This is a genomic window from Corallococcus sp. AB038B (assembly GCF_003668955.1).
GTDB classification, from domain to species: Bacteria; Myxococcota; Myxococcia; order Myxococcales; family Myxococcaceae; genus Corallococcus; species Corallococcus exiguus.
Map to the genome: position 1 here is coordinate 303,432 of NZ_RAWO01000004.1, position 22,155 is coordinate 325,586.

Here is a 22,155-nt window from a genome sequence, read left to right on the forward strand (position 1 = left end):
GTGCCCTTCCCGTCGATCCTGGAATCCCCGGGTCGCGCCTAGATTCGCTGCCCGGCGAAAGGCAGCGTCAGGTGGTAGCCGTAACGCCCGCGCCGCACGAGCAACAGCACGCTACGTCCCCGTCGCGCCGTCAGCAGGGCTTCACGGAAAGTGTCACCCGTGGGGACAGGCTGATTGTTCATCCGCAACAGCACGTCCCCCGGCTCCAGCCCAATCTCCGAGGCAGCCGAGCCCTGCCGCACGGACGCAATCGCCATCCCGCCCTTGCTCTCCTTCACTCGCAGTCCCAGTTTCTCCCACGCCAGGTTCTCAAGCAGGCGAGCTGGAAATTCGACTGGCGTCACCTGCACCGTGCGGTTGCCGCCTGCTCGGAAGAGCACCAAGGGGAAGACCGAGCGGGCAGGATAGCCGCGCACGCGCGAGTCGAAATCCTCCGCGTCCTGGATGCGCGAACCGCCCAGCTCCGCGACCACGTCTCCGCGCTGCACACCGGCCTGCGCGGCGGGGCTGTCCGGATCCACGTTCGTCACGATGACGCCGTACGTGCGGTCCCACCCGAGCCGCGCGGCCACCTGCGTGGGCAGGTCCGCCGTGTCCATGCCCACCCACGCGGGGCGCACCTTCCCGAAGCGCGTGAGCTCCTCCACGATGCGCCGCACCTTGTCCGCGGGGATGGCGAAGCCGATGCCCTGCCCGTTGGCGTAGATGGCCGTGTTGATGCCGATGATCTCCCCGTCCACGTTGAGCAGCGGCCCGCCGGAGTTGCCCGGGTTGATGGCCGCGTCCGTCTGCAGGAAGTCGTTGTAGACGCGGTCATCCGCGCGGAAGGTGCGGCCCGTGGCGGACACCACGCCCGCCGTGACGGTCTTGCTCAGGCCGAACGGACTGCCGATGGCGACCACCGTCTCGCCAATCATCAAGTCACTGCTGGTGCCCAGCTTCGCGGTGGGCAGGGGCTCCTTCGCGTTGACCTTGAGCACCGCCAGGTCGTTGTTCGCGTCACTGCCCACCACCTCCGCGTCGAAGGTGCGCCCGTCCGCGAGCACCACGTGGATGGCGGAGGCTCCCCGGATGACGTGGTCGTTGGTGACGATGATGCCGGACGGGTCGATGATGGCGCCGCTGCCCAGGCCGGTGATGCGCTGGCGCGTCTCCGGCTGCGCCATCCCCTGGCCGAAGAACTCCTCCAGCGGCGAGCGGGGCCGGCCCCGGAAGCGCGACTCCACCTCCTGTTCGGTGCCGATGTAGACGACCGCCGGGGAGACCTTCTGTACGACCTCCACCACGTCGCTGCGGCGCCGGGACAGGTCCGCGTGCGCCGGGAGTGCCAGCACGAGCCCCCACAGCAAGAGCCCCCACCGGATGTGTGCTGCCCTCATGCCTTCCTCCGTACGTCGCCGGGAATTGTCTCCCGGAAGACAGTCTGAATGTCGGGAAGGCCTCAGCCATTCCCTGGGTGTCTGGAAGCGGCGTCCCGCTCTTCATAGACCAGATGGTGCGGCCGTGATCGAACGCACTTTCAGGCAGAACGTCCTTGCCCTGGGCCGATTGCGGCGTTGGGGGAGCAGGGGCAGCCCTGGGAGTCCCGGCGCGGCGTGTTGCTGGCTGCCCGCGGGGGCCTTGGGAGTGGTTGCGCATGAGTCTCGTCCTGGTCGCGGATGACGAACCCGCGGTGCTGGAAGTCCTGAGCCAGGTGATTGAGGACCTGGGGCACGACGTGGTGCGCGCGCGCGATGGCGAGGAGGCCCTGGCGCTCGCGAGAATCCACCGGCCGCGGCTGGTGGTGACGGACCACATGATGCCGCGCATGAGTGGCATGGAGCTGTGCAGCCGGCTGAAGCAGGAGCCGGGCCTGCGCGAGGTGCCCATCATCCTGTTGAGCGCCGTGCTCCAGCAGGGTTCGCCGGATGCGTCCGCGTTCCTCAACAAGCCCTTTGAAATCACCGACTTCGAGGCGCTGGTCCACGACGTGCTGGCGAAGGCTCCCGCCGTGCCCCAGGAGCCCGCCACGCCCGTGGAGGCGCTGAGCCGCTGGGTGGCGCAGTCGCTCCAGGGCCCGCTGGAGGCCGCGAGGGATCAGCTGCGCACGCTTCGAGACCTGCCGCCGCCGAGCAAGAGCGCGGTGGAGGCGCTGGGCGCGCAGCTCCAGTCGCTGGAGCGGATGGGCCGCTACCTCCAGGACGCCGCCCGTCTGAGCTCCGGCAGCGTGACGTTGCGGCCGGTGGAGGGAGACCTGCGCCAGCCCCTGGAGGCCTCCGTCGCGCGGTGCCGCACCACGGGGCCGGGCGTGCCGGTGGAGGTGACGGTGCCCCCGGAAGCGGTGGGCCTGCGCTTCGACCCGGAGCGCCTGGAGCAGGTGTTCGACGTGCTCCTGTCGAACGCGGCAAGGCAGGGCGGGGTGCGCGTGGAGCTGAAGGCGTCCGCGGAGCAGGTGCTGGTGCGCGTGAGCGACCCGGGACCGGGCATCCCCGAAGCGGAGCTGCCCCGGCTGTTCCAGCCCTTCCCGGAGGGCCCCGCGCAAGGCGAGGCGCTGGGGCTCTACGTGGCCTCGGAGCTGGCGAAGCTGCACGGTGGCGCGCTCTCCGCCGAGTCGCGCCCAGGGCAGGGCGCGACGTTCAGCGTGTCACTGCCGCGCGTGGCCTGATGCCTCAGGCCTTCTGCGACTTCAGCATCCAGCCGATCATCTTGTAGAGCAGGCGGGCGCCCACGTTGGCGTCCCACTCGCTGCCTTCCGGGTCGGGTGCCACTTCGGTGAGGTCGAAGCCGACGATGGTGCGGCCCGAGCGCACGACGCCCGCGACGAGCGCGATGGCCTCCGGGAAGGACAGGCCGCCGGGGACGGGGGTGCCGGTGTTCGGGCACAGCACGGGGTCCAGGCCGTCGATGTCGAAGGACAGGTAGACCTGCTGCGGCAGCTTGTCGACGATCTGCTTCACCTGCTGGTTCCAGGGCAGGCCGTCGAAGCGGTTCTGCTGGAGGACGGCGTCGTAGAAGGCGTGGATGCGGCCGCCGGAGTTCTCGATGTAGCGGTGCTCGTTCTCGCTCATGTCGCGCAGGCCCACCTGGACCAGCGTCTTCACGCCCGGGATGCGTTCGCACACGTTGTAGAAGATGGACGCGTGCGACCAGGTGAAGCCCTCGTACGCGACGCGCAGGTCGGCGTGCGCGTCCAGGTGCAGCACGCCCATGCCGGGGTACTTCTCCGCGTGGGCCTGGACGATGCCGAAGGAGATGGCGTGATCGCCACCCACGGCGGCCACGAGCTTGCCCTGGTCAATCCACTGCTTCGCGGTGCGGTAGACGTGGTCGTTGAGCTTCTCGCTGAAGCCGTTCACGTCCTTCGCGGCGGAGAGCAGCTCGGCCTCGCCGGAGTCGATGCCGCCCGCTTCGATGACGAGCTGGGCGCGCTCCTTGGCGCGTTCGTTCCACTCGTGCAGTTCGGCGGGGGCCTCCAGCATGGCGATGCCGCGCTCGTAGGGCCGGCCGGTCTCCACGTCGAAGAGGTCCACCTGCTTGCTGGCCTCCAGCAGGGCGGCGGGGCCGTTGGACGTGCCACCGCCGTAGCTGGTGGTGGCCTCGAAGGGCACGGGGATGACGACGACGTGGGCCTCGTCGGGAGAGTGGGGGAGGCCGAAGATGCCGGAGCCCGGCTGCGCGGCGGCGGCGGGGTCGAAGTGGGTAGCCATGGCGGCGCAGGATACGGTTCCGCTCCCGGGGCGCAATGGCTTCGGTGGCGCCTGGCTGCCCTCAGGGGGCAAAGGCCTTCATGAACTTGCGGGCATGCTCCGAGTTGGGCCCCTGGATTCCCAACCGCATGTAGAGGTCGTACTCCTTCCGCGCCTCCTTCACCCGTCCCAGGTTTTCGTAGGTGTTGGCCAGCGCGAACCGGCACGCACCTCTGTCCGGCTCCGCCTCCACGCAATCGCGGAACGAGGACAAGGCGTCCGCGGGCCGCCCCAGTTCGAGGAAGGCCCTGCCCTTGGAATAGGCCGCGTCCGCCACATCGGAGGAGCGCTTGTGCTGCTCGCCCGAGCGCATGACCCACGTCAGCAGCAGCACGCCGAGCAAGGCACCGCCTCCCATGATGAGGCCGTTGCGCCAGTGGTGACTCCAGCGGGGCCTGGCCAGGACTTCAGGCGGCACGGGGGGAGGATTCTCCTCGGGTGCGTCTTGGGGAAACCGGGGCAGGCTTGGGGGAACCAGCTCCGCGGGGAGCACGGGCCACTCGTGCATCGCGGGCGAAGGCGGAGTGGACTTGGCGTCCACGATGGCGCGACTGGCCAGCAGCCGTTCGTCGCGCCAGGTCTGGAGCTGCCGGAGGAATGGGTCCGGAATGGAGACGGGCCGGTGCTGGGCGGCCAGCTGTTCCTGGAAGCACCACGCCATGAACAGCTTCCGGGCATGGGTGGGGAGGCGCGGCGCGTGGGTGCCCAGCCAATCCGACAGGGACTGCTGCAGCGCCTCCGCGCTCCGGTAGCGCTCGTCCGGAGAGGGCATGAGGGCCCGCTTCAGGATGGAGAGCAGGTCCTCGTCCAGGCCCGGGTTGAGGCTGCGCGCTGGCGTGTGACGGCCCTCGGTGGCGCGCTGGAAGATTTCCAGTTCGTTGCCGGTGATGGGCCGCTCGCCACAGAGCAGCTCGAACAGGACGACGCCCACCGCGTAGACATCCGCGCGCGCGTCCGCGGGCCACTGTTTGAGCTGTTCCGGTGCCAGGTAGGAGTACTTGCCCTTGACGACCCCGACCTCCGTCTCCGGCCGTCCCGCGAGCCGCGCCTTGGCGATGCCGAAGTCGGAGACCTTCACCTCGCCCTCGTAGCTCACGAGGACGTTGTCGGGAGAGATGTCCCGGTGCACGAGCCCCAGGGGCTCGCCCTGTTCGTCCGTGCGCGTATGGGCATGGTGCAGGCCGCGGCACAGCTCGATGACGGTGCTCACCGCGAGCGGAGCGGGCATCCAGGGCATTCCCCGGGCCTTGAGCTGCTTCATCACGCGGGACAGCGGCTGGCCGTCCACGAACTCCATGGCCAGGAAGTACTCGCCCTCCACCTGTCCGAAGTCGAAGACCTGGACGATGTTGCCGTGGTTGAGCCCCACGGAGATGCGCGCCTCGTTGAGGAACATCTCGACGAAGGCGGGGTTGTCCGCGTACTCGCCCAGGACGCGCTTGATGACGACGGTCTTGGTGATGCCGGGGCCCGCCGTGTATTTCCCCCGGTAGACCATGGCCATTCCCCCGGCGCCCAGGCGCTCCAGGAGCTCGTAACGGCCAAAGGGGAGAGGCTGCGTCGCACTCACCCGGGTCACGGTAGCAAAGGGAGACGAAGGCCGGAAACTCCGGCATCCCCAGCAGTCCAGGTCTCAACGTGACGGAAAGGACACAAATGGCAACCCGGAAGAAGACGGTGGCGAAGCGCAAGGGCGGGATCACGGTGGACGACGTGCGCGAAATGGCGCTGGCGCTGCCTTCAACGGAGGAGCGCCCCTCCTACGGAACGCCCGGGTTCCGGGTGAGCGACAAGCTCTTCGCGCGGGTGCTGGATGACGACTCCATCGTCATCAAGGTGGATTTCGACCACCGCGAGGCCCTGCTGGATTCCAAACCAGACATGTTCAAGGTGACGCCGCACTACCAGGACTGGCCCATGGTCATCGTGCGTCTGAGGACCGTGAATCGGCGCCTGCTGCAGGTCCTGCTCCAGGAGGCCTGGCGCCGCTGCGCCTCCGCCAAGGTGCTCAAGGCGCTGGAGCCCGCCGCGGCTGCTCCCAAGCGAGCGGTGAAGAAGGCTCCCGCCCGCAAGCGAAGCGTGTAGCGGCTTCAGTCCCAGCGAACGACGATCTTGCCCACGGTGCTGTTGCCCGCCATCCGCTCCAACCCGGAGCGGAGCTCCGTCATGGGCAGCACCGCGTCCACCACGGCCTTCAGCGCGCCGGAGTCGAACAGGGGCAACAGCTGCCGCTCCGCCACCTGCGTGAGCAGCATCTTCTCCTCCGCGGGCCGGCTGCGGAGCACGGTCCCCTTGAGCGTGAGCCGCTTGCGCATCACCGGACCCAGGTCCAACTCCGCGCGCGCGCCCGCCACCGAGCCCACCTGCATCAGCCGCCCTCGGGGCGCCATGGCCTTCACCGACTCCGGCAGGTACGCGCCGCCCACCAGGTCCAGGCACACGTCCGCGCCCCGGTTCTCGGTCGCCGCGAGCACCGCGTCCGCGAACACCGGTGGGTTGCGCTCGCACAGCACCGTGTGGCCCACGCCCCACTCGTTGGCCCGCGCCAGCTTCTCCGCGCTCCGGCCCGTGCCCACCACCCGCACGCCCATGGCCCGACAGAGCAGCGCCGCGGCGGAACCCACGCCGCTCGCCACCGCGTGCACCAGCACTGTCTCCCCGGGCCTCAGGTCCGCCTGGAGCACCAGCGCGTCATACGCCGTGAGATACGCCTCCGGCAGCGCCGCCGCGTCCGCGAAGTCCAGCCCGCGAGGCATGCGCAGCACCTCGCGCTCGTGCGTGGTGATCACCTCGCTCCACGCGCCGCCACCCACCAGCCCCATCACCCGGTCGCCCGGCTGGAACTTGCGCGCGCGCGGACCCACCGCCACCACCTCGCCCGCGTACTCCAGGCCCGGCACGTCCTGGGGCACGTCCGGCGGCGGCGGATAGGCACCGCGCACCTGGAGCAGGTCCGCCCGGTTCAGCGCGCTCGCTCGCACGCGCACCTGCACATCGTAGGGCCCCGGCATCGGCTCCGGCCGCTCGTCGAACGCGAGGACCTCTGGACCGCCTGGCTTCGTGATGCGCACGACCTTCATGACCTGCCCCCTTCCGCGTGAAAACCCGCCACCGTTACAACAACAATCGCGTCACCAGTCCGAAGTACGCCAGCAGCGTCACGTTGTCGGACACCGCCAGCACCAGCGGCGCCGACGCCAGGTGCGGATCCACCTTCAGCTTCTTGAAGAGGAACGGCAGCACGCCCCCCAGGCACGACGCCAGCGTGGCGGACACCGTCACCGCCACGAACAGCGCCAGGGGAAAGCCGAACCCCGGCGAATAGAAGCGCCCCAGCAGCGCCACCACCGCCGCCGCCATCAGCCCGGCCAGGCTCGCGGCCAGCACCTCGCGCGTCACCACCTTCCGGTCCACCTCTCCGTGCGTGACCATCGACACCGAGACCGCCGTCGTCTGCACGCCCAGGCTCTCCGACAGCACCAGCACCATGGGGATGAAGGCGCTCACCACCACCAGCTCCGCCACCGTGTGCTCGAACAGGCGCGTCGTCGTGGCCGCCAGGAACCCGCCGGCGATGTTCACGAGCAGCCATGGGAAGCGCTTGAGCGCCATGCGCCCCGGCCGCGTCTCGCTCGCCTCGCCCTTGGGCAGGCCCACGAAGCGGTAGACCTGGTCGCGCACGCGGCCCTCCACCTCGTCGAAGAGCGTGTCGGAGAACGCGTCCACGAACTGGTTCATCTCCACCACACCCACGATGCGCCCTTCCGCGTCCACCACCGGGAAGGCCAGGAAGCGGTAGGTGACGAAGAAGTCCTCCACCACCGCGTCGGAGGCGTCCACCGGCAGTTTCACCACCCGCGTGAACATCAGCGACGCGACGCGGTCGTCGGGAGCCGCGCGGATCAACTTGCGGATGGGAACCACGCCGACCAGCCGGCCGGCCGGGTCGCATGCGTAGCAGTAGAAGATCTCTCCCGTGCCGGGGTGGGCGCGCAGCTTCTCCAGCGCCTGGGCGGCCGTGTCCTCCACGCCCACCGCGGTGAAGTCCCGGGACAGCCGGTCGCCCTGCAACAGCGTGTGAGCGGTCTCCGGAGGCATCTGCACGAGTCGGGGCACGAAACGTCCTGGCCCGCCGGAGCGTCAAGGCTTATCTAGGACTCCATCCGCCATGCCACTCACGCCGTGTCCCATCTGTCAGAAGCCCGTGCCTCCGCGGCCGGAAAACACCTCCCATCCCTTCTGCTCCCGCCGCTGCCGCGCCGTCGACCTGGGCCGCTGGCTGGGTGAGGAGTACCGCGTGCCCGACCGTCAGGCCGAGCAGCAGGAGGACGAGCTCCCCTCCGACGGTGAGCCGCGCCGCCACGACGCCTGAGCCGTTGCCGCCGTCCGAAGCTGGAAGATTCCCGGACCGCTCGAACGACGGGGCAGGGGAGCGTGCCACCGGAAGGCCCGCGCCCGTGCGCCCCGGAGGGCAGGGGACGGGCGTGCCGCTGGAGTCGCGGGGAGAGTGACGCTATACCCGCCTGCCGTGAAACGCGCCGTCAACCTCATCGCCAGCCTGCTCGTCACAGTTGCCTTCATGTGGTGGGCCTTCCGGGACACGGATGTGTCCACGCAGCTCGCCAGCCTCAAGGCGGCCAACTACGCGTGGATCTTCCCGTACTTCGTGTGCCTGTGCTTCATCCACGTCTTCCGGGCGCTGCGCTGGGGCGCGTTGCTGTCGGGCCTGGAGCGCATCCCCTTCCGCAAGCTGAACGAAGCGTCCGGCATCGGCTTCATGATGCTGCTGGTGCTGCCGTTCCGGCTGGGTGAGTTCGCACGGCCCTTCCTCATCGCCCAGCGCAGCTCCATCCGCCGCAGCGCGGCCATGACGTCCGTGGTGCTGGAGCGCATCGTGGACGGCCTCTTCGTCGCGGCGATGTTCCGCGTGTTGCTCTTCTTCGTCCCCACGGAGACCCCCGAGGTCCGGTACGTGAAGCTGGGCGCGTGGCTGATGTTCGCCGTGTTCGGCGGCGGCCTGGTGTTCCTGCTGCTGGGCCTGTGGCAGCAGGAGCGCACGGTGCGGCTGGTGCGCGCCTCCGTGGGCCGCTTCTCCCCGGGCGTCGCGGACAAGGTGGCGGACGTCGTGGACACCTTCGTGGGGGCCATGCGCCAGCTCCCCGACCGCAAGCACATTGCCCTCTTCTTCCTCTACACGTTTGGCTACTGGGGCCTGAACGGCCTGGGCATGGCGCTGCTCGCGCGCGCCTTCGACTGCTCCGGCGCGGCGGCGGGCATGGCCTGCGAGCCCATGCACCTGTCGCTGTTCCAGTCCTACATCGTGATGTGCGTGCTGGTGGTGGGCGTGATGATCCCCGCCGCGCCCGGGATGATGGGCACCTTCCAGGCCGCCACCAAGGTGGGCCTGGGGTTGTTCATGCCCGCCGCGATGGTGAACGCGCACGGGCTCGCCTACGCGAACGTGCTGTGGCTGTGCCAGACGCTGCAGCAGATCGTCATCGGACTCGTCCTGCTCTCCACCAGCCACATGTCCTTCCGCGAGCTGGCGGGGAACATGAAGAAGGACGACGACACCTCGGTCACCCGCTCGTCAGCGGCCTGAGGCCTCTTCGTCGCTACGGGGCGGGCTGGGTGGCCTGCCCTCCGTCGGTCGCTGGCGGGGATACGGGAGGCACCTGCTGGATGCGCACGCTGTTCTTCACCTGTTCGGTGACGGCGGCGGGATCCACGGTGCCCTTGAACGTGCCGAAGGGCGTCTCCAGGCGCTGCTCGCGTTTGCCGTCGGTGCCCGGCGGACCGCACCAGGCCTTGGTGGCGTCCTCCAGTGAGGCCACGGGGGTGCGCACGGCGGTGCGCGTCTCCGTGGTGGACTTGGCCACGAGCATGTGGTCGCGCATCAGCACGCAGTGGTCCTCGTCGAAGTACCAGGCCGACGAGCCGTCCGTGAACTCCTGCGCCCGCGCCGGTCCCCTGCCCATGGTGTCCGCCACCTGGGCGGCCGTCATGCCGGGGTAGAGCTTTTCGAAGCCGGGGGCGGCGCAGCCGGTGGCGGCCAGCGCGAGCATTGCGGACAGCAGGGACGGACGCATCAGGGGGCGCGGCTCCTGGAAGGAGAGGCGGCAGACCCTAGCGTGTTCCTCCCGGACCGCTCCAGGTGGGCCTGGAGGCGATGACGGGAGGATTACAGCTCCTGCTCCAGCCAGCGCCACAGCCGCTCACTCAGCAGGCGGGCACGGCGGCGGAGCAGGGGGCCGCTCACGACTCGCCTTCCGTCTTGGCGGGGATGCGGCCGTACTTGGACAGCAGGTCCTCCACGGCCTCACGCAGGTACTCGCTCTGGTGGATGCGGGTGCGCCGCGCCAGCTCGCGCAGCTTGTGCACCTGCTCCTCGGGAACAAGGACATGGGTGGAGACGATGTCGGCCTCGGGGCTTCGGACCTCACCGGGTTCCACCACGGACGGGGACGACGGAGCGTCGGGGCTCAGCGGGCTGGCGCTTCCATCCTGCATCGGGCTTCCTCCAGGAATGCTGCTACAGGCCGCTACCGACCTGGCGTGGGCATTAGGGGGTCGGCCTCTCGTGTCGTCAAAAAAAGGAACACGCGACGGGCCGGGTTGACTTGAAACCCGGTGCGCTGTTACTCGCGCATCCACGTAAGGGGAGTAGTTCCCGCCCGGCAGACAGGGGCGGAGGGGCGCTCGACACACTGGCTGGTGACAGCCCGGGCCCCCATCTCGTGAAGCGCGCGAGACGAACGAGACCTTCGGACAGGGATAACGCTCCCTGGCCGAGGTCCGTCGTGCGCGCTCCTCCCTGAAGCGCTCCACACCACGACATCCTCCGCGCCAGGAACTGGGATGGGGTGCCATCGTGTCGTTGGAAGCAATCGTCGGTTCATTCGTGCTCGTCGCCGCCAGTGAGATGGGGGACAAGACCCAGCTGTTGGCGTTCTCGCTGGCGTCCAGGTTCCGCAAGCCGTGGGTGGTGCTGGGCGGCATCTTCGTGGCCACGGTGGCCAACCATGCGCTGGCGTCATCGGTGGGCACATGGGTGTCCACGCACGTCCCCGCGCGGGTGATGGCGCTGGTCCTGGCGGTGTTGTTCCTGGGCTTCGGCCTGTGGACGCTCAAGCCCGACACGCTGGATGAAGACGGCGGAAAGCCCCCGCGCTTCGGCGCCTTCCTCACCACGGTGGCGCTCTTCTTCATGGCGGAGATGGGGGACAAGACGCAGCTGGCCACCATGGCGGTGGCCGCGCGCTACCAGGCGCCGGTGTTGGTGACGCTGGGGACGACGGCGGGGATGCTGGTGTCGGACGGCCTCGCGGTGTTCCTGGGCGATCGGCTGTCCGGGCGGGTGAACATGAAGTACGTGCGGTGGGTGACCGCCGCGCTCTTCTTCCTCTTCGGCCTCGTGTCGCTCTGGACGGCCTGGCGCGGCTGAGGCTTCGCGAAGGGCCCCGGCGCGCAGGGACGCCGGGGCTTCGCGGTGAGGACTACTTCAGGCTTGCCGTGTCGATGACGAAGCGGTAGCGCACGTCGTTCTTGAGCATGCGCTCGTAGGCTTCGTTGATCTTCTGGATGGGGATGACCTCCACGTCTGAGGCGACCTGGTGCCTGGCGCAGAAGTCGAGCATCTCCTGCGTCTCACGGATGCCGCCAATCATCGAGCCGCCCAGCTTGAGCCGGCGGGGGATGAGTGAGAAGGCCGCCAGCGGCGTGGGCGTCTCCGGCGCGCCGACGATGATCATCGTGCCGTCCGTCTTCAGCAGGCTCAGGTAGGCGTTGTAATCATGCTGCGCGGAGACGGTGTCCAGGATGAAGTCGAAGGACCGCCGCAGCTTCTTGAACGTCGCCTTGTCGGACGTGGCCTCGAAGTGCGTGGCGCCCAGGGCGAGCGCGTCGTCGCGCTTGGACGGCGAAGTGCTCAGCACCGTCACCTCCGCGCCCATCGCCTTGGCCAGCTTCACGGCCATGTGGCCCAGGCCGCCCAGGCCCACGACGGCCAGCGTGCTGCCGGCCTTCACGCCGTAGTAGCGCAGCGGCGAGTACGTGGTGATGCCCGCGCACAGGAGCGGCGCGGCACGGTCCAGGGGGATGCCCTCCGGGATGCGCACCACGTACTTCGCGTCCACGGTGATGCGCGTGGAGTAGCCGCCGTGGGTGGGCTGGCCGTCGTATTCACGTCCGTTGTAGGTGTTCACCGCGCCGCGGTCGCAGTACTGCTCGTCGCCCGCGAGGCACTGGGGGCACTCGCGGCACGAGTCCACGAAGCAGCCCACGCCCACGGCGTCACCCACCTTGAACGTGGTGACGGCGCTGCCCACCTGGGACACCTTGCCGACGATTTCGTGGCCCGGGACCATGGGGAAGAGGGCTCCGCCCCACTCGTCGCGAGCCTGGTGGATGTCGGAGTGGCACACGCCGCAGTACTGGATGTCGATGAGGACGTCCTGGGGGCGCGGCTCGCGGCGCTCCACGGTGAAGGGGCCGAGCGCGGCCTTCGCGCTGGGTGCGGCATAGGCAGGGGTCGAGGGCAAGGAAGGTTCCTGATGGGCAACGAAGTAGGGGCGGCAATGTAACGGCGCCGGGGCCTTCATGCCGGGTGAACGTGAGGACAAGTGGACCTGCCCGGGGAGCGTCGGAGAGACTCCGCGCCCATGAGCCAGGAACGTCTGCAGCAATCCCTGTCCGCGGGTCCCCATCACCTCCTCTCCCGTCTGGTCGGCACGTGGGAGGGCGTCGCGCGCACGTGGTTCCAGCCCGACAAGGTGGAGGATGAGTCGCCCATCACCGGCACCTTCCGCAGCGTGCTCGACGGCCGCTTCGTGGTGTACGAGTACACGTCCTCTTTTGGAGGCAAGCCGCTGTCCGGCATTGCGACGCTGGGCCATCACCTGGACGGGAAGCAGTTCACCATGTCGTGGGTGGACACCTTCCACGTCGGCACGGACATCATGGCGCTGCAGGGCGAGGCCGGGGTGGGCGACCGCTTCTCCGTCACCGGCAGCTACTCTACCGGCGAGCAGTCGCCCCGCTGGGGCTGGCGCGTGGACATCGAGTTGACCGGTGCGGATGCGCTGGTCATCACGCACTTCAACATCGAGCCGGGCGAAGCACCGCAGAAAGCCATTGAACTTCAGTACAAGCGCCGGAGCTGAAGGGCGCCCTGGGGGGCTGGTGGTGTCTGGGATGGGCCGGGTGGCTGATGTATCACTGCCCGGCGCCGCGCGGCTTCCGCCGGTGCTCACCGTGAGCCCACCCCATGCACCTGAAGACACTCTTCGCCAGCCTCGCCGTCGGTACCCTCCTCGCAGCCTGTGGCGGAGTGGAGACGGACGAGGGGATGGGCGAGCCGACGCCGTCGCTGGCCACCTCCGAGCAGGGACTCTGTGAGGGCTATGACGCCGGTGCGCGCCGCTGTTCCGTGCGGTGCACCGCCAACGGCCCCTGGTTCCTCTACGAGCCCGGCATCCTCTACTACGGCGAGTGCCAGGCGCATGGCGCGTCCTACTGCGGCCGCACTCCGTCCGCGACGTGCTGGAGTTTCTGAAACACCGCCGGCATGGCATGACGCGGCCCGTCAATTCACGGAGAGTCGTCTAAGCTGTTAAAACTTGATTTGCCGTGATTAAATACATTCTTCATGGTATGGGTCGGAGCGCCGCGCATCTTTCGCCGGCATCATCCGAAAGGCCCCCCCAATGCATGTGAAGACGCTCATCGCCAGCCTCGCGTTTGGTTCGCTCCTGATGGCCTGTGGCGGAATGGAGCCGGAGATGGAGGCGCAGGCCTCCGACCCTCAGGCTCCTTCCCTCGCCACGACGGAGCAGGGGCTCTGTGACGGCTGGGACAACGGCGCGCGCCGCTGTTCGTTCAAGTGCACGTCCACCAGCGGGTGGATCACCCTGGACACGCCGGTCGCGAAGAACAACTGCCAGGCCACCGGCGACTCCGTGTGTGGCCGTCACGCGTACGGCGCCTGCTGGAGCTACTGAAAACCTATTGCCCGGAATTGGATTTCCGGGCGGTCGACACACATCCCGAAAAGGACCCATCCCCATGCAGATCAAGACCCTCGTTGCCAGCCTCGCGTTCGGTTCCCTCCTGATGGCCTGTGGTGGAATGGAGACGGAGGAGTCCGTGACCCAGACTCCGTCCATCGTCACGTCCGAGCAGCCTCTCTGTGAGGGCTGGGACGACGGCGCGCGCCGCTGTTCCTTCAAGTGCACGTCCACGAGCACCTGGCTCACCCTCACCGACAACGTTCCCAAGGGCGGGTGCCAGGACAGGGCCAACCACTACTGTGGCCGTACCGCCTACGGCGCCTGCTGGAGCTTCTGAGCCAGAAGCCGCGCCTCGTGACGTCCGGCGTCCGTCCAGTCCTCGGTGAATGAGAGGGATTGGAGCCCCTGGAGCAGGGTGGGCAGTTCGCCCTCCTCCAGGAGGAAGCGCGCGGACGGGTGCGGATGGCGTTGCAGGTTGCGCCGGGTGGGCTGGGCGAAGACGAACAATCCACCCGGTGCGAGCAGCCGTGGCACGGCGGCCAGGAGCGGCCGCCAGAGGTAGTTCAAACACACGACCAGGTCGAACGGACCGGGCGGCAGTGCTTCGGTCTCCAGGTCCAAACGCAGGCGCGTGAGTGTCACGCCCGCGTCGCGCGCGAGTATTTCCGCCTGCGTCAGCGCCACGTCTGAGATGTCCACCAGGGTGACGTCCAGCCCGCGCTTCGCGAGCCAGCACGCGTCGTGTCCCGCTCCTCCAGCCAGGTCGAGCGCCCGGCCCGCGTGAGGCAGCCGGTCCTCGAGCGAGCGGAGGAAGGCGGACGGCTCCCGCTGTGCGGTGGCCTGCTGGTACTTGTCGTTCCAGCGCTGGCGATCCTCCTGGGACATGGCGCGGCTCCTACTTCCCGGTCATCAGCCCGTTGAGGGACGGGTAGCTGGCGGCGGCTTCGAACAGGCTCGCGGAGTGTCCCTCGCGGAGGAAGGTGGATGCGAGCGCCCCGGCCCGGCCCCAGATGGCCTCCGGGATGGCGGAGCCCGCGCTGAGCCGCCGCACACCCAGCCGCTGCAGCTCCGCCGGAGCGGGGAGGTCCTGCCGCGCGAGCACGTTCACGGGCAGCGAGGTGCCCCGGGTGATGGCCTGGATCTCGGCCGCGTCCGTGACGCCCGCGGCGAAGAGGCCGTCCGCGCCGGCCTGTTGGTAGCGGGCGGCACGGGCCAGGGTCTCCTCGACGCGGCGCTCGGGCGGCACGAGCTTGCGCAGGTAGACGTCCGTGCGCGCGTTGACGAAGACATCCACGCCCAGGCGCGCGCCCACCTGCTTCACGCGTTCAATCTTCGTGGCGAGCAGCTCCGGAGGACCGCTGCCGTCCTCCAGGTTGCAGCCCACTGCGCCCTCGGACAGGAGGCGGGCCACGTTCTCCGCGGCGGTGGCCGGGTCGTCCGAATAGCCCGCTTCGGCGTCCACGGTGAGGGGGACCTGGATGGCGCGGGCGATGGTGCGCACCGTGTGGACGAGCGCGTCCACGGGCAGCGCGTTGCCGTCCGGGTAGCCCAGGGCCCAGGCGATGCCCGCGCTGGTGGTGGCGATGGCCTTCGCACCCAGGCTCTCGAAGAGGCGGGCGCTGCCGGCGTCCCAGACGTTCGGAAGCATGAGCAGATCAGCGCCCTGGTGCAGTGCGCGGAACGTGGCGGCGGTGGCTGGACGGGTGGTCATGCGTGGGAGCTCCGGTGACAGGGTGAGAGGGATTCAGGCGTGGGTCTGCTCATGGTCGAGCAGCCAGCGTTTGCGTTCCAGGCCTCCTGCATAACCAGTGAGCGAGGAATTGGCACCGACAACGCGATGACACGGGACGACGATGCTGATGGGATTGGCGCCATTGGCCAGGCCCACGGCGCGGATGGCCTTGGGACGACCGATGCGTTCGGCGAGCCGGCCGTAGGTGGTCGTCGTTCCCGCGGGAATGTCCCGGAGCGCTCGCCAGACCTCGCGCTGGAAGGGCGTGCCGCCGGTCTCCACGGGGAGGGCAGCGATGGCGCTCATGTCTCCGCTCAGGTACGCCTGGAGCGCGGAGGTGCGGCCGGAAGGGTCGCGCGCGGGTTCGAGGACGCAGCCGTTCTCGCCGTAGTGCAGGCGCAGGAGCCGGTGCATGCGGGCCTCATAGCCCTCCCAATCCAGTGCGCGCAGGCGGCCTTCCTCATCGCAGACGAGGAGCGCCACGCCCGCGGGAGTGGGCGAGGAATCGATGAAGAAGCGCAGACGGTCAGGCATGGGCTTTCCGGCGGGAAGGAGCGGTGGGAAGGCGCCGCGCTCGGGTGTTGGTTCGAGAATCCGGCTTGGGCTCACGGGCCTGGAGGGCCACCGAGGTCCAGAGATGCTGGGCCGCGTATGCGCGCCAGGGGCTCCAGGCTTCGGCGCGTTGGAGGAGCGCTTCGGGCGTGGGACGTGGGCCCCCTGCTTCCGTCGCGGCGCGAAGCAGTGCGACGTCGGAGGCGGGAAAGGCATCCGTCTCCCGGACGGCGCGGAGGGCGATGTACTGGGCGGTCCATTCGCCAATGCCGGGCAGGCGCGTGAAGCGGGCGACGGTGTCCGCGAGCGACGGGCCGGGCTGGAACAACGTCGGATCCGCCGCGACCGCCGCGGCGAACTGGGAGATCGCCCGGGCTCGCGCGGTCGGCATGCCCATGCCGGTGAGGTCCGCCGAGGCGAGGGCTTCGGGGCGGGGGAAGGCGCGCTGGAGGCGGGCATCGCCGGTGAGCGCCGGGTCCAGGCTTTCGCCATGCGCGGCCATGAGCCGCTGTCCCAGCTGCCGCGCGGCGGTGGTTGTCACCTGCTGACCCAGGATGGCGCGGACCGCCAGCTCGAAGCCGTCCCAGCCGCCCGGGGCGCGAAGGCCGGGACGCGCGGCGAGGAGCGGCGCGAGCAGGGCATCCGTCGACAGGTGCGCGCGGATGGCCTCCACGTCCGCGCCCACGTCGAAGACGCGCCGGACCTGGGCGACGACGGAGGGCAGCATCCGCACGTCGCTGACACGCAGGGTGGCGCGCAGGGCGTCGAGCCCCGGTGCGGGCGACACCTCCACGGCTCCCTGGCCCCAGGCATTCGTGAACGTCCGCAGATAGCGGCCGGGCTCGACGTGCTCCATGCCCGTGAAGGCGCGGGCCGTCAGCCAGGCCACCATGGCGTCCCAGTCATAGGGCGGCCGGTAGGGGATGAGGAGCGTCACCTCGGGGCCGGCGGATGTCACTGGAGCGGCCCGGGAACGGCGGAGGGCGCCTGGAGGCCGACCGTAGAGCGACTGGAAGACGGCGTTGAAGCGCCGGACGCTGCCGAAGCCGGACGCGAGGGCGACCTCCGCCATGGGCAGGGCGGTCTCGTGGATGAGCTGACGGGCGAAGAGCACGCGGCGCGTCTGGGCCACGGCGACTGGTGAGGCGCCCAGGTGTTGATGGAACAGCCGTCGCAGCTGCCGGTCCCCGACGCCGAGCCGGTCCGCCAGGACCTCCACGCTGGCCTCGTCGGCATCCAGCAGGCCGTCCGCGATGAGCGCCAGTGCGCGCGAGACGGTGACGGAGGTTCCCCGCCAGGGAGCCAGTGAGGGCGAGGTCTCGGGCCGGCAGCGGAGGCACGGCCGGAAGCCCGCTTCCTGGGCCGCGGCGGCGGTGGGGTAGAAGGTGCAGTTCTCGAAGCGGGGCGCGCGGGCCGGGCAGATGGGGCGGCAGTAGATGCGCGTCGTCTTCACGGCGGTGAAGAACCGCCCGTCGAAGCGGGAGTCCCGCGTCGTCAACGCGCGGTAGCAGGCGGTGGGGTCCAGGCCGTCCATGAGGGGAACGTCCCACGGCGGGCCCTGGATGTCTGGCCGTTTTCGGACGTGGACGTTTCGCCCCTGGGACAGGCCTGCCGGCGGCCCGCCTACCACCTCACCGTCAGCGCGGTCGTCCCCCCTGCGTCGATGGTCGCGGTCGTCTCGTGGCGGCCCAGCGCGGCGTGCTCCAGCAGGACCTGGACCTTCGTTCCGTCGATGCGGACCGCCGGTGTCGGGGACATGCCTACGAATGCGCCGTTGATCCACACGCGGGCGCGCGGAATGGCGATGACCTTCACGCGCGTGGGTGTCTCCTCGAGCTCCCGCCATCCACCGCCGCCTCCGCCGCCGCCTCCTCCTCCGTGGCAGTGATAGCCCCCCGTGGCCCGTACGTTGTGACAGCCGGAGCTGTTGGTCCGCCCCGGATGGGCCCACGCGAGGTGTGAACACACCAACCCCGCGACGACACCCAGGCCCAGCGCCACCTTCCTGCCGAGTCTCATGGCTCCACCCGTCCCATCTGTGCTTCGACCAGCGTGTCGTCGTGCCATCCCAGCAGGGCCGTGTGCCGGCCCAGGCGCACCGTCACATGGGCCACGCCCTTGCCCGCATGCACGAGATCCTTCGCGGCGAACTCCTGGCCCGTGAATCGCTTCGCGGCAATCTGCAGCGCCGCGGGCGACAGCCCCGCCTGCCCATGGTCCGGCGCGGTGACATAGAGGCCACGGGTCATGCCCTGAGCAACGAACAGGTACGTGAGCGTCCCCGGAGGCGCGTCCACCACACGGAACACATCCGAGCGCTGCATCTCCAGGCCGGAGGGACCAAGCTGTGCCTGGGCGACCTCCACGGGTTCACCGAGGGGAAAGCGATTGCGCAGCAACGCCTCCCTGCGGCCGAGGATGGCGGCCTTCGCGGCGGTCAACTCAGCGTCGCTTCCGAGCACCGAGAGCAGGGCGCCCGCATCCTCATCCGCGGTTCGCAGCTCGCGCAGCGAAGCACCGAGCCCTGCCGCGTGGGCCGTGGCCGCTGCCATCCGGGTGAGCTCCGCGCCTCGGAAGGAGGCAAGGGCCGTCCGTGCCGTTTCACCCGTGTCGACCGCCACCGCGGCGTGGAGGGCCGTGGCGCGGCAGCGCACATCGCGGGCAGGGCATGCGTGTTCCTGCCGCAGGTGAGCCTGGGTGATCAGCGGCTCGGGGCGTTCGGAGACGAGCGTCCGGGCCTGGATGCGTGACAGCACCTGGATGGCCTCGGCCAGGTCTCCCTTCTCCAGCGCGGCCTTGCCCTTCGCGATGCGGAAGTCCTCCAGCTTCGCGCGAAGTCCGTCCATGACGGAGGCCGGAGCCCGCTCGGAGGACAGGGCTGTCAGCTCCGCCTCCACCGGTGCCTCCTCGCCACGTTCCAGCGCGGAGCGCGCCCAGGCCTCGCGCAGCTTCACGCGTTCGGCCTCCAGCGGCCCGGTGCCTTTCCCGGAGCCCGCATAGTGGCGGATGAGCTTCACCGCGTCGCGATTGTCCATGCCCTGGAGGCGCGCGAGCACGAACGCGTTCCGTGCCTCGATGTACTCGGGGCTGGATTCACCGCGGTCCTCCAGCAGGTCGGCATGCAGCTCGGCTTGACGGAGCTGGCCTGTGGCCGTCAGGCGGACCAGCTCCGGGACCGAAGGACGGATGAAGAGGAAGCATCCGGCGAGGACGAGTGCGCAGAGTCCCGTCAGCCCGATGCCAATCCGGTCGTGCCACCGCGCGGGGGACTTCGCGCCGCTGGCGCGTCGACAGCGCAGCGCGCTCGCGGCCCACCACCAGGTCCCGGGCCAGAGTCCGAAGATCGCCAGCATGGCGAGCGCGCTCTGGTCCGGCTCCGCGTAGAACGCGTGCCGCCCGATGAAGGCGGAGGCCAGGAAGGGCGTGCCGAAGAAGCCCGCCATGGCCACGCCCATCAGGGCCCCGACACGCCGGTGGAAGGCGGAGGTGTCGCGGGCCTTGGTGGGTCGGAGGTCGCGTCCCAGCAGGTGGATGAAACCCGGCCTGCCCGCGAATTCGAAACAGACGGTCGCGGACGGCGCTTCAAAGACATCCAATGACTGGGAAAGGATTCTCCCGCGCAGTGGTTCGAGCTCGGGCTCCAGCGAGGAACGCGCGGCGATGAAGCCCGCGGACCGGGCCTCATCTCCCAGCGCGGAGCCGGGCAGGGGGCCTGCGTGCTCCACGGAAGCCAGGGCACGTGCTCCCGGCCATTGGAGGGCCCGCTTCGAATCCTCCAACAGGCCCTTGTGCGCGGAGACGGCCTTCGCATCCGGCCACGCGCGCACCTGGGTGCGTTCGACGGTCGAGACCTTCAGCCACCGGCGGAGCGTCCCCGAGCCCCGGCAGGTGTTGCAGCCCACCATGCCCTTCGTGCAGCGGACGCACTTCTTCGTGCCCTTTCCCCGGCACTCCGTGCAGTTCACCATCCGGTAGCTCTTGCGCGCCCGACTCATCCGCCGGCCGGATCCGCCACAGCCGGAGCAGCTCGCGCGAAGGGAGCCACTGCACGTGGGGCACGTCACCGCTCCGGCGCCGTGGCAGTCCCCGCACACGGCAAGGTGGGATGACTTTTCGGCCAGGGCCTCTGGAGACGCGCTCCACAGGTCCAGCGTGTCGAGCGAGACCGGAGGCGTGGAGCGGGAGCTCCGGGCCGTATTCGTGCCGCCCGCATAGGCCTCCTCCGCCCAGGTGCCGGTGCGGACGGCATACCGGGTGACGAGCCGCCCGTAGCGGAGCACGGACGCGTCAACCCGGGTGATGAGGTCCGCGAAACCAAGGGGGCCCAGCCGCCAGCGCGCCCAGCGGACGGCCGAGGCCCGGGCCTTCGAGTGGATTTCCTCGTCCAGCATCGTACGGACTCCCCCCGGAGCGTGGGTGCTGCGCGTCGGGACAGGGGAATCGGAGCGTGCCGGGAGGGGCCCTGGCAATCCCCCGGAAGGGGGACGGGCGGGCACGGGGCATGAAAAAAGCCCCGAAATCACTTGGGAAAGTGACTCCGGGGCTGCTTGATGGCCAGGGTCAGACTTGAACTGACTACCTGCGGATTATGAGACCGCCGCTCTAACCAGGTGAGCTACCTGGCCGTGAAGCCCCGCCCGTATACCGGGCCAGGGCCGTGACCGCAAGAACTTCGGACGGGGGACGGAGCGCGTCCTGACAGAGCGCCGCCACCCTCCTGTGGACCCCGCCCGGGCGCCTGCCGGGCCGAGGAGTCAGCAGCCTTCACGCCCATGAGGCGCGAGTCCATGGAGCCGCTCGAATGCAGAGCCTGAAGCGGTGGAGACAGAAGGTCCGGCAGCTCAAGACGGAGGTGTCGGCGCTCTTCATCGCGGCGCGGCACCCCGGGGTCCCCTGGTACGCGAAGCTCCTCGCGGCGGTGGTGGTCGCCTACGCGCCAAGCCCCGTGGACCTCATTCCAGACTTCATCCCGGTCCTCGGCCTGCTCGATGACCTGATCCTCGTCCCACTCGGCATTCTTCTCGTCCGTCGGCTCATCCCTCCAGCCGTGCTCGCCGAATGCCGGGACAGGGCCCGCCAGGAGGCGAACCTGCGCAAGACGAGCTGGGCCGCGGGGGCGGTCATCATCACCCTCTGGGTACTGCTCGCGCTGCTGCTCGTCCGGTGGCTGCCGCGACTACAGTGGATGGAATGACACTCATCCCGCTTCTTGTCGTGCTCCTCGGATCCACAGCTACCGCAGGTGATGTGCCGCGCTCGGGTTACTTCGGTGCGGGAGTCAACCTGGAGCCCCTCTCACTGGGGCCCGTGCAGGCGTTCTCGGGCGGCCGGGTCGCGGTAGGCATCAGCCTCCAGGCCGCGTTCCAGGTGGATCTCGGTTCGCGGTGGGCGTTCCGTCTGCCGCTGGAGGTAGGGGTCGGCGGCTCCGGGGATTCCACCTTCTCCGAGCTGGGCCTCACCCCGGGGCTGCTCTACCGCTGGCGCCGCGATGCGGACCAGCGATGGGTTCCGTACCTCGGTGCCGGGCTGAAGCTCGGAGCCGCGGGGGCGGGCAGGGAGTTTCTGGGGTTACCTCTCGTCACCACCGTGCAATCGCTCGACCTCGACTTCGATGACGACGACGGCGATTCCGATGATCCCAACTTCGAGTCGCGCCTGGGCGCTTTCCCGGAAGTCTGGGCCGGGATGGAGTGGCACCCCAACCGATGGTTCGCGCTCAACCTGGGAGTTGCCTATACCTACGTGCGGTTGCTCGGCACGAACGTTCATCTGCTGCATGAACGGGTGGGCGTGAGGTTCTCCCTCTAGCGGCGACGCTGTTGAGCCTGCGGACGCTGGGATGCAACCCGACGGTGAACTTTCACGGGCATCCGCAAGACGCGTTTCAAAGGTAGGGAGCGGACGGAGTTGGCGGCCTACCTGGTGGGCGCCGCGTACAACCTGGTGCGGATGGCACGGCTGGCCGCCGCATCGGCGCTCACTGCCCGCCGCCTCCCCCGATGACAAGGTTGAGATTGAACTCAACGAGTAGCCCGGCCTCGTGACAGCAAACCGGGCTTCTTCAATAGCCTGGTTGAGCAGCGCGTCAGCGAGCTGCTGTCATTGAAACATTGTAGCCGTAATGGCCAGCCGAGGGTGG

At 69.4% G+C, this 22,155-nt stretch carries 25 protein-coding genes and 1 tRNA gene; 11 read left to right on the forward strand and 15 right to left on the reverse strand.

Translation table 11 applies throughout. The features are described from left to right. Positions 1 to 38: 38 nt before the first annotated feature. Positions 39 to 1,379, reverse strand: coding sequence for a trypsin-like peptidase domain-containing protein (locus D7Y04_RS20480; RefSeq protein ID WP_120576949.1), 1,341 nt, complete (start codon positions 1,377 to 1,379; stop codon positions 39 to 41). Positions 1,380 to 1,636: 257 nt separating this feature from the next. Here D7Y04_RS20480 and D7Y04_RS20485 point away from each other — a divergent pair, with 257 nt between their 5' ends. After that, positions 1,637 to 2,644 carry a hybrid sensor histidine kinase/response regulator gene (locus D7Y04_RS20485; protein WP_121760420.1) on the forward strand — a complete coding sequence of 336 codons (1,008 nt, stop codon included), beginning with the start codon at positions 1,637 to 1,639 and terminating at the stop codon, positions 2,642 to 2,644. Between the two features lie 4 nt (positions 2,645 to 2,648). Here D7Y04_RS20485 and D7Y04_RS20490 read toward each other — a convergent pair whose 3' ends face one another. After that, positions 2,649 to 3,686, reverse strand: a complete 1,038-nt coding sequence (locus tag D7Y04_RS20490) for an agmatinase family protein (RefSeq protein WP_121760421.1) — start codon at positions 3,684 to 3,686, stop codon at positions 2,649 to 2,651. 61 nt (positions 3,687 to 3,747) lie between these two features. After that, positions 3,748 to 5,295, reverse strand: a complete 1,548-nt coding sequence (locus tag D7Y04_RS20495; protein WP_147477166.1) for a protein kinase — start codon at positions 5,293 to 5,295, stop codon at positions 3,748 to 3,750. 86 nt (positions 5,296 to 5,381) lie between these two features. On the opposite strand from D7Y04_RS20495, the gene D7Y04_RS20500 reads away from it, so the two are divergent. Further along, the gene (locus D7Y04_RS20500) at positions 5,382 to 5,810 is read left to right on the forward strand and encodes an MmcQ/YjbR family DNA-binding protein (RefSeq protein WP_121760423.1); all 429 of its coding nucleotides are present in this window, start codon (positions 5,382 to 5,384) and stop codon (positions 5,808 to 5,810) included. 5 nt (positions 5,811 to 5,815) lie between these two features. Here the strand turns inward: D7Y04_RS20500 and D7Y04_RS20505 are convergent, their stop codons facing one another. After that, on the reverse strand, positions 5,816 to 6,805 hold the full coding sequence (locus D7Y04_RS20505; RefSeq protein ID WP_120597195.1) for an NAD(P)H-quinone oxidoreductase: 990 nt from the start codon (positions 6,803 to 6,805) through the stop codon (positions 5,816 to 5,818). A gap of 34 nt (positions 6,806 to 6,839) precedes the next feature. Then, positions 6,840 to 7,841: a magnesium transporter gene (locus D7Y04_RS20510; RefSeq protein ID WP_121760424.1), complete on the reverse strand. Its 1,002-nt coding sequence runs from the start codon at positions 7,839 to 7,841 to the stop codon at positions 6,840 to 6,842. 52 nt (positions 7,842 to 7,893) lie between these two features. On the opposite strand from D7Y04_RS20510, the gene D7Y04_RS20515 reads away from it, so the two are divergent. Both D7Y04_RS20515 and D7Y04_RS20520 read left to right on the forward strand, forming a co-directional pair. Further along, the gene (locus tag D7Y04_RS20515; protein WP_120576956.1) at positions 7,894 to 8,097 is read left to right on the forward strand and encodes a DNA gyrase inhibitor YacG; all 204 of its coding nucleotides are present in this window, start codon (positions 7,894 to 7,896) and stop codon (positions 8,095 to 8,097) included. 156 nt (positions 8,098 to 8,253) lie between these two features. Then, on the forward strand, positions 8,254 to 9,327 hold the full coding sequence (locus tag D7Y04_RS20520) for a lysylphosphatidylglycerol synthase transmembrane domain-containing protein (RefSeq protein WP_120597197.1): 1,074 nt from the start codon (positions 8,254 to 8,256) through the stop codon (positions 9,325 to 9,327). Between the two features lie 13 nt (positions 9,328 to 9,340). Here the strand turns inward: D7Y04_RS20520 and D7Y04_RS20525 are convergent, their stop codons facing one another. Further along, on the reverse strand, positions 9,341 to 9,814 hold the full coding sequence (locus D7Y04_RS20525; protein WP_120597198.1) for a hypothetical protein: 474 nt from the start codon (positions 9,812 to 9,814) through the stop codon (positions 9,341 to 9,343). A 166-nt stretch (positions 9,815 to 9,980) separates the two neighbouring features. Next, complete coding sequence (locus D7Y04_RS20530) at positions 9,981 to 10,235, reverse strand: ribbon-helix-helix domain-containing protein (protein ID WP_120597199.1); 255 nt, start codon at positions 10,233 to 10,235, stop codon at positions 9,981 to 9,983. A 367-nt stretch (positions 10,236 to 10,602) separates the two neighbouring features. On the opposite strand from D7Y04_RS20530, the gene D7Y04_RS20535 reads away from it, so the two are divergent. Beyond that, positions 10,603 to 11,169 carry a TMEM165/GDT1 family protein gene (locus D7Y04_RS20535; protein WP_120565720.1) on the forward strand — a complete coding sequence of 189 codons (567 nt, stop codon included), beginning with the start codon at positions 10,603 to 10,605 and terminating at the stop codon, positions 11,167 to 11,169. A gap of 52 nt (positions 11,170 to 11,221) precedes the next feature. Here D7Y04_RS20535 and D7Y04_RS20540 read toward each other — a convergent pair whose 3' ends face one another. Further along, positions 11,222 to 12,265: an NAD(P)-dependent alcohol dehydrogenase gene (locus D7Y04_RS20540; RefSeq protein ID WP_121760425.1), complete on the reverse strand. Its 1,044-nt coding sequence runs from the start codon at positions 12,263 to 12,265 to the stop codon at positions 11,222 to 11,224. 120 nt (positions 12,266 to 12,385) lie between these two features. On the opposite strand from D7Y04_RS20540, the gene D7Y04_RS20545 reads away from it, so the two are divergent. From D7Y04_RS20545 to D7Y04_RS20560, 4 genes are all read left to right on the forward strand, one after another. Beyond that, entirely contained in the window at positions 12,386 to 12,886 is a 501-nt protein-coding gene (locus D7Y04_RS20545; RefSeq protein ID WP_121760426.1) for a DUF1579 domain-containing protein, read from the forward strand. A 104-nt stretch (positions 12,887 to 12,990) separates the two neighbouring features. Next, positions 12,991 to 13,278 carry a hypothetical protein gene (locus D7Y04_RS20550; RefSeq protein WP_121760427.1) on the forward strand — a complete coding sequence of 96 codons (288 nt, stop codon included), beginning with the start codon at positions 12,991 to 12,993 and terminating at the stop codon, positions 13,276 to 13,278. Positions 13,279 to 13,429: 151 nt separating this feature from the next. Then, on the forward strand, positions 13,430 to 13,723 hold the full coding sequence (locus tag D7Y04_RS20555) for a hypothetical protein (protein WP_120576962.1): 294 nt from the start codon (positions 13,430 to 13,432) through the stop codon (positions 13,721 to 13,723). 64 nt (positions 13,724 to 13,787) lie between these two features. Continuing rightward, on the forward strand, positions 13,788 to 14,069 hold the full coding sequence (locus tag D7Y04_RS20560) for a hypothetical protein (RefSeq protein WP_120597204.1): 282 nt from the start codon (positions 13,788 to 13,790) through the stop codon (positions 14,067 to 14,069). On the opposite strand, the gene D7Y04_RS20565 is transcribed toward D7Y04_RS20560, so the two are convergent. The 7 genes from D7Y04_RS20565 to D7Y04_RS20595 all read right to left on the reverse strand — a co-directional run bounded on the left by D7Y04_RS20565 (position 14,045) and on the right by D7Y04_RS20595 (position 20,641). Continuing rightward, positions 14,045 to 14,617, reverse strand: a complete 573-nt coding sequence (locus D7Y04_RS20565; protein ID WP_120597205.1) for a bifunctional 2-polyprenyl-6-hydroxyphenol methylase/3-demethylubiquinol 3-O-methyltransferase UbiG — start codon at positions 14,615 to 14,617, stop codon at positions 14,045 to 14,047. The two genes, D7Y04_RS20560 and D7Y04_RS20565, sit on opposite strands and share 25 nt — an antisense overlap. 10 nt (positions 14,618 to 14,627) lie before the next feature. Beyond that, positions 14,628 to 15,443, reverse strand: a complete 816-nt coding sequence (locus D7Y04_RS20570; RefSeq protein WP_121760428.1) for an isocitrate lyase/phosphoenolpyruvate mutase family protein — start codon at positions 15,441 to 15,443, stop codon at positions 14,628 to 14,630. Between the two features lie 33 nt (positions 15,444 to 15,476). After that, positions 15,477 to 15,998, reverse strand: coding sequence for a methylated-DNA--[protein]-cysteine S-methyltransferase (gene ogt / locus D7Y04_RS20575; RefSeq protein WP_171810039.1), 522 nt, complete (start codon positions 15,996 to 15,998; stop codon positions 15,477 to 15,479). Beyond that, on the reverse strand, positions 15,991 to 17,550 hold the full coding sequence (locus D7Y04_RS20580; RefSeq protein ID WP_121760429.1) for an AlkA N-terminal domain-containing protein: 1,560 nt from the start codon (positions 17,548 to 17,550) through the stop codon (positions 15,991 to 15,993). The genes ogt and D7Y04_RS20580 overlap by 8 nt, the downstream gene beginning before the upstream one ends. Before the next feature lie 89 nt (positions 17,551 to 17,639). Continuing rightward, complete coding sequence (locus tag D7Y04_RS20585; protein ID WP_158620720.1) at positions 17,640 to 18,035, reverse strand: YHYH domain-containing protein; 396 nt, start codon at positions 18,033 to 18,035, stop codon at positions 17,640 to 17,642. Further along, complete coding sequence (locus D7Y04_RS20590; protein WP_121760430.1) at positions 18,032 to 20,407, reverse strand: hypothetical protein; 2,376 nt, start codon at positions 20,405 to 20,407, stop codon at positions 18,032 to 18,034. The genes D7Y04_RS20585 and D7Y04_RS20590 overlap by 4 nt, the downstream gene beginning before the upstream one ends. Positions 20,408 to 20,567: 160 nt before the next feature. After that, positions 20,568 to 20,641, reverse strand: a tRNA-Ile gene (locus tag D7Y04_RS20595). Between the two features lie 176 nt (positions 20,642 to 20,817). On the opposite strand from D7Y04_RS20595, the gene D7Y04_RS46950 reads away from it, so the two are divergent. Both D7Y04_RS46950 and D7Y04_RS20605 read left to right on the forward strand, forming a co-directional pair. Next, complete coding sequence (locus tag D7Y04_RS46950) at positions 20,818 to 21,210, forward strand: YkvA family protein (RefSeq protein WP_120598916.1); 393 nt, start codon at positions 20,818 to 20,820, stop codon at positions 21,208 to 21,210. After that, positions 21,207 to 21,824: a hypothetical protein gene (locus tag D7Y04_RS20605; RefSeq protein WP_121760431.1), complete on the forward strand. Its 618-nt coding sequence runs from the start codon at positions 21,207 to 21,209 to the stop codon at positions 21,822 to 21,824. Before D7Y04_RS46950 ends, D7Y04_RS20605 begins: the two co-directional genes overlap by 4 nt. Positions 21,825 to 22,155: the final 331 nt, after the last annotated feature.

What these genes read in the sequence shown, in the direction of transcription:
- D7Y04_RS20480 (WP_120576949.1), bottom strand. Translation starts at nt 1,379, where the DNA reads ATGAGGGCAGCACACATCCGGTGGGGGCTCTTGCTGTGGGGGCTCGTG.
- D7Y04_RS20485 (WP_121760420.1), top strand. Translation starts at nt 1,637, where the DNA reads ATGAGTCTCGTCCTGGTCGCGGATGACGAACCCGCGGTGCTGGAAGTC.
- D7Y04_RS20490 (WP_121760421.1), bottom strand. Translation starts at nt 3,686, where the DNA reads ATGGCTACCCACTTCGACCCCGCCGCCGCCGCGCAGCCGGGCTCCGGC.
- D7Y04_RS20500 (WP_121760423.1), top strand. Translation starts at nt 5,382, where the DNA reads ATGGCAACCCGGAAGAAGACGGTGGCGAAGCGCAAGGGCGGGATCACG.
- D7Y04_RS20505 (WP_120597195.1), bottom strand. Translation starts at nt 6,805, where the DNA reads ATGAAGGTCGTGCGCATCACGAAGCCAGGCGGTCCAGAGGTCCTCGCG.
- D7Y04_RS20515 (WP_120576956.1), top strand. Translation starts at nt 7,894, where the DNA reads ATGCCACTCACGCCGTGTCCCATCTGTCAGAAGCCCGTGCCTCCGCGG.
- D7Y04_RS20525 (WP_120597198.1), bottom strand. Translation starts at nt 9,814, where the DNA reads ATGCGTCCGTCCCTGCTGTCCGCAATGCTCGCGCTGGCCGCCACCGGC.
- D7Y04_RS20530 (WP_120597199.1), bottom strand. Translation starts at nt 10,235, where the DNA reads ATGCAGGATGGAAGCGCCAGCCCGCTGAGCCCCGACGCTCCGTCGTCC.
- D7Y04_RS20545 (WP_121760426.1), top strand. Translation starts at nt 12,386, where the DNA reads ATGAGCCAGGAACGTCTGCAGCAATCCCTGTCCGCGGGTCCCCATCAC.
- D7Y04_RS20550 (WP_121760427.1), top strand. Translation starts at nt 12,991, where the DNA reads ATGCACCTGAAGACACTCTTCGCCAGCCTCGCCGTCGGTACCCTCCTC.
- D7Y04_RS20555 (WP_120576962.1), top strand. Translation starts at nt 13,430, where the DNA reads ATGCATGTGAAGACGCTCATCGCCAGCCTCGCGTTTGGTTCGCTCCTG.
- D7Y04_RS20560 (WP_120597204.1), top strand. Translation starts at nt 13,788, where the DNA reads ATGCAGATCAAGACCCTCGTTGCCAGCCTCGCGTTCGGTTCCCTCCTG.
- D7Y04_RS20565 (WP_120597205.1), bottom strand. Translation starts at nt 14,617, where the DNA reads ATGTCCCAGGAGGATCGCCAGCGCTGGAACGACAAGTACCAGCAGGCC.
- D7Y04_RS20570 (WP_121760428.1), bottom strand. Translation starts at nt 15,443, where the DNA reads ATGACCACCCGTCCAGCCACCGCCGCCACGTTCCGCGCACTGCACCAG.
- ogt (WP_171810039.1), bottom strand. Translation starts at nt 15,998, where the DNA reads ATGCCTGACCGTCTGCGCTTCTTCATCGATTCCTCGCCCACTCCCGCG.
- D7Y04_RS20580 (WP_121760429.1), bottom strand. Translation starts at nt 17,550, where the DNA reads ATGGACGGCCTGGACCCCACCGCCTGCTACCGCGCGTTGACGACGCGG.
- D7Y04_RS20585 (WP_158620720.1), bottom strand. Translation starts at nt 18,035, where the DNA reads ATGAGACTCGGCAGGAAGGTGGCGCTGGGCCTGGGTGTCGTCGCGGGG.
- D7Y04_RS20590 (WP_121760430.1), bottom strand. Translation starts at nt 20,407, where the DNA reads ATGCTGGACGAGGAAATCCACTCGAAGGCCCGGGCCTCGGCCGTCCGC.
- D7Y04_RS46950 (WP_120598916.1), top strand. Translation starts at nt 20,818, where the DNA reads ATGCAGAGCCTGAAGCGGTGGAGACAGAAGGTCCGGCAGCTCAAGACG.
- D7Y04_RS20605 (WP_121760431.1), top strand. Translation starts at nt 21,207, where the DNA reads ATGACACTCATCCCGCTTCTTGTCGTGCTCCTCGGATCCACAGCTACC.